General features: G+C 69.8%; 4 protein-coding genes and 1 pseudogene. All 5 read right to left on the bottom strand.

Annotation, left to right across the window (positions count from 1 at the left end):
* A pseudogene (locus PLL68_RS12455) lies at positions 1-755 on the bottom strand (NADH-quinone oxidoreductase subunit F); the annotation flags it as partial.
* Positions 755-1,726: an NADH-quinone oxidoreductase subunit NuoE gene (gene nuoE, locus PLL68_RS12450; RefSeq protein ID WP_324534545.1), complete on the bottom strand. Its 972-nt coding sequence runs from the start codon at positions 1,724-1,726 to the stop codon at positions 755-757. The pseudogene PLL68_RS12455 and the gene nuoE, both read right to left, overlap by 1 nt.
* Positions 1,726-3,120, bottom strand: a complete 1,395-nt coding sequence (locus tag PLL68_RS12445) for an NADH-quinone oxidoreductase subunit D (protein WP_324534543.1) — start codon at positions 3,118-3,120, stop codon at positions 1,726-1,728. Before PLL68_RS12445 ends, nuoE begins: the two co-directional genes overlap by 1 nt.
* Positions 3,120-3,896, bottom strand: coding sequence for an NADH-quinone oxidoreductase subunit C (locus PLL68_RS12440; RefSeq protein ID WP_324534541.1), 777 nt, complete (start codon positions 3,894-3,896; stop codon positions 3,120-3,122). The genes PLL68_RS12445 and PLL68_RS12440 overlap by 1 nt, the downstream gene beginning before the upstream one ends.
* Complete coding sequence (locus tag PLL68_RS12435) at positions 3,893-4,492, bottom strand: NuoB/complex I 20 kDa subunit family protein (protein WP_159901291.1); 600 nt, start codon at positions 4,490-4,492, stop codon at positions 3,893-3,895. The genes PLL68_RS12440 and PLL68_RS12435 overlap by 4 nt, the downstream gene beginning before the upstream one ends.

The following is a 4,492-nucleotide window of genomic DNA, read 5'->3' as shown; positions in this document are numbered from 1 at the left end:
GGGGTCTTGACGTGCCCGGACAGGCTGAAGATCCCGAAGCCGGTGGACTTCTCGGTGCCCATCCCGGTGAACCAGTCGACGCCCTCGAGGATGATGCCGGGCACCGAGGCGATGGACTCGACGTTGTTGACCGAGGTCGGGCGGGCGTACAGGCCCGCAGCACCCGGGAACGGCGGCTTGCTGCGGGGCTGGCCGCGCCGGCCCTCGAGGCTGTCCAGGAGGGCGGTCTCCTCGCCGCAGATGTAGGCGCCCGCGCCGGCGTGGACGGTGATGTCGAGGTTGACCCCGGTGCCGTGGACGTTCTTGCCGAGGTGACCGGCCTCGTAGGCCTCCTCGACCGCGCGCAGCAGGCGGCGGTACACGTGGACGACCTCGCCGCGCAGGTAGATGAACGCGTGCTCGCACCCGATGGCGAACGAGCTGATCGCGACACCCTCGATGAGGACGTGCGGGTTGGCCATCATGAGCGGGATGTCCTTGCACGTGCCCGGCTCGGACTCGTCGGCGTTGACGACGAGGTAGCGGGGACCGCCGTCCGGGGGTGCCATGAACGACCACTTCATGCCGGTCGGGAAGCCGGCGCCGCCGCGGCCGCGCAGCGAGGAGTCCTTGACGGCAGCGATGATCGCCGCCGGCTCCATCGCGAGCGCCTTGTCGAGCGCCTTGTAGCCGTTGTGGCGGGTGTAGGTCTCCAGGGACCAGGACTTCGGGTCGTCCCAGAACGCACTGAGGATCGGGGTGAGCGTGGTGGCCATCACGAACCCTTCTTCTTCGGGGCGGAGGTCTTGCGCGGTGCCTTCTCGGACCCGGTGGTGCGGGCCTTGGCGTCGTCCTCGGCGGGAGCCTGCTCCGCCGGGTCGCGGGTCGCGGCCGGCTCGACCTTGGCGGTGGCCGCCTCGTCGCTCGCGGGCGTGACCTCGGTGTTGCCGGGCTCGGCCGCGGCAGCCGGGGCAGGCGCCTCGGATGCCGCCGGCTCGGGTGCCGCTGGTGCGGCGGCCGTGGCCGACGCACCTTCGGGTGCGGTCCAACCCTGTTCGTGCGCGAGCTTCAGTCCGGCGAGCGACGCCGGACCAGCGCCGACCCCTTCGTCGGCCAGCCCGTCGTGGAAGCCCGCCAGCACGCGACTGACCTGCTTGAACGTGCACAGGGACGTCGGCCCGCGGGTGGGCGCGACGGGCTTGCCGGCGGTGAGGTCGTCGACCAGGGCGATGGTGGACTCGGGCGTCTGGTTGTCGAAGAACTCCCAGTTCGCCATGACGACCGGGGCGTAGTCGCAGGCCGCGTTGCACTCGACGCGCTCGAGCGTGATCCTGCCGTCCGCGGTGGTCTCGTCGTGGCCGACGCCGAGGTGACCCGACACGGCATCCCAGATCTCGTCGCCGCCCATGACGGCGCACAGGGTGTTGGTGCAGACGCCGACGGTGTACTCGCCGTTGGGGTGGCGCTTGTACTGCGTGTAGAACGTCGCGACGCCGGAGACCTCGGCGGTCGTGAGGTCGAGCAGTTCGGCGCACAGGTCGATGCCGCGACCGGTCACGTAGCCGTCGACGGACTGCACGAGGTGCAGCAGCGGCAGCAGCGCCGACCGCTTCTGCGGGTAGCGGGCGATGACCTCGGCGGCGTCGGCGCGGAACTGCGCCTCGACGTCGGCAGGGTACGGCGCCTTGGAGTCCTCACTGACCGTGAGGTGACCGGATGCGGTCTGGAGGCCGAATTCGTGAGCCATCAGCGGTCGACACCTCCCATGACGGGGTCGATGGAGGCCACCGCGACGATGACGTCGGCGACCTGGGCGCCTTCGCACATCGCGGCCACGGCCTGCAGGTTGTTGAAGCTCGGGTCGCGGAAGTGCGCCCGGTAGGGCCGGGTGCCGCCGTCGGAGACGGTGTGGCAGCCGAGCTCGCCCTTGGGCGACTCCACCGCGGCGTACGCCTGACCCGGGGGGACCCGGAAGCCCTCGGTGACGAGCTTGAAGTGGTGGATGAGCGACTCCATGGACGTGCCCATGATCTCGCGGATGTGGTCGAGGCTGTTGCCCTGACCGTCGCCACCGATGGCCAGCTGGGCCGGCCACGCGATCTTCTTGTCCTGCACCATGACGGGCTGGCCCTCGGTGCGCTGGAGCCGGTCGAGGGCCTGCTCGACGATCTTCAGCGACTGGTACATCTCGTCGATGCGGATGCGGATGCGGTCGTAGGCGTCGCAGCCCGTGCGGGTGACGACGTCGAAGTCGTAGGTCTCGTACCCGCAGTACGGGTCGGACTTGCGCAGGTCGTGCGGCAGGCCGGTCGAGCGCAGCACCGGACCGGTGACGCCGAGCGCCACGCAGCCGGTCAGGTCGAGGTAGCCGATGCCGACGGTGCGGCCCTTGAGCAGCGGGTTCTCGTTGATCAGCAGCTCGATCTCGTGCAGGCCCTGGCGCAGCTCGCCGACGACCTCACGGACCATGTCGACCGCGCCGTGCGGCAGATCCTGGGCGACGCCGCCGGGGCGGATGTACGCGTTGTTCATCCGCAGACCGGTGACGGCCTCGAAGACCCGCAGGATCCGCTCGCGCTCGCGGAACCCGACGGTCATGACCGTCGTGGCGCCGAGCTCCATGCCGCCGGTGCCGAGGCAGACGAGGTGGGAGTTGATCCGGGTGAGCTCCATCATGAGCACGCGGATGATGTTGGCGCGCTCGGGGATCTGGTCGGTGATGCCCAGCAGCTTCTCGATGGACAGGCAGTACGCCGTCTCCTGGAACATCGGCGTGAGGTAGTCCATGCGGGTGCAGAACGTGACGCCCTGCACCCAGGTGCGGAACTCCATGTTCTTCTCGATGCCGGTGTGCAGGTAGCCGATGCCGGCGCGGGCCTCGGTGACCGTCTCGCCGTCGAGCTCGAGGATGAGGCGGAGCACGCCGTGCGTCGACGGGTGCTGCGGGCCCATGTTGACGACGATCCGCTCCTCGTGGAGCGCGGTCGCCTCGTCGACGAGGTCGTTCCAGTCACCGCCGGAGACGTTGAAGACCGGTGCGCCGTCGAGCCCTTCGTCGACGGAGGCCCCGTAGGCGTCGCTGAACGACTCGTGGGTGCCCTGGTCCTCGAAGACCTCGGTGTCGTGGTCGTGGGTCGTCATCAGTTGAACGCCCTCCGCTGGTCCGGCGGCGGTACGACGCCGCCCTTGTACTCGACGGGGATGCCGCCGAGCGGGTAGTCCTTGCGCTGGGGGTGGCCCGGCCAGTCATCCGGCATGAGGATGCGGGTCAGGGCCGGGTGCCCGTCGAAGATGATGCCGAACATGTCCCAGGTCTCGCGCTCGTGCCAGTCGTTGCCCGGGTAGACCGAGATGATCGACGGGATGTGCGGGTCGCTGTCGGGAGCGGCGACCTCGAGGCGGACGCGGCGGCTGCCGTTGGTGATCGAGAGCAGCGGGTAGACCGCGTGCAGTTCGCGGCCCGTCTCGTTCGGGTAGTGCACCCCGGAGACGCCCATGCACATCTCGAAACGCAGCTGCGGGGTGTCGCGCATCGCGCGGGCGACGGCGAGCAGGTGCTCGCGGGCGACGAAGAAGGTCAGCTCGCCGCGGTCGACGACGACCCGCTCGATGGCCTCGTGGTAGCCGGGGCCGTCGCCGGTCGTGAGCGCGGTACCGAGCTGGTCGGCCACCTCGTCGAACCACGAGCCGTAGGGCCGCGGGCTCGCGCCGGGCAGCAGGGTCGGGGTCACGAGGCCGCCGTAGCCGGAGGTGTCGTGACCCTTGGTCGCGCCGAACATGCCGTGGCGCTCGCCGACCTTGACGGGCTCGCGAGCCTCGTCGGAGATGTCCTGCCAGGTGGCGATGTTCGCGGTGTGGGCCTGCGTGGCCTCGTCGAGGGTGCCCTCGACCTCTCCGGAGTTCTGCTCGGGGCTCATGCGAGGAGGTTCTTCCCGCTCGGAGCCGCGAGGTGGGCCAGGTGGTCGTGGGTCGGGGCCATCAGCGAGGTCGGGGTTGCAGCGAGGGCTGCGGCCTCGGCTGCCCGGGCCGCGGCGATGCGGTTGACGCCGAGCTTGCTGCCCTGGATCTGGGCGTGCAGCTCGATGATCGCGTTCAGGAGCATCTCGGGGCGGGGCGGACACCCCGGCAGGTAGATGTCGACCGGGATGATGTGGTCGACACCCTGGACGATCGCGTAGTTGTTGAACATCCCGCCCGAGCTGGCGCACACACCCATGGAGATGACCCACTTGGGGTTGGGCATCTGGTCGTAGACCTGCCGCACGACGGGCGCCATCTTCTGCGAGACCCGTCCGGCGACGATCATCAGGTCGGCCTGGCGGGGGGTGGCGGAGAACCGCTCCATGCCGAACCGGGCGATGTCGTAGTCAGGGGTGCCGACGGCCATCATCTCGATGGCGCAGCAGGCCAGACCGAACGTCGCCGGCCAGATCGAGGCCTTGCGCATGTAGCCGACGACGTTCTCGAGCGTGGTCAGCACGAAGCCGGCGGGCAGCTTCTCCTCGAGTCCCAT

The organism is Ornithinibacter sp., assembly GCF_035443565.1.
Taxonomy (GTDB): domain Bacteria; phylum Actinomycetota; class Actinomycetes; order Actinomycetales; family Dermatophilaceae; genus Fodinibacter.
The sequence above is the reverse complement of the archived record's forward strand: the minus strand, read 5'-3'. Positions and strand labels throughout refer to the sequence as shown.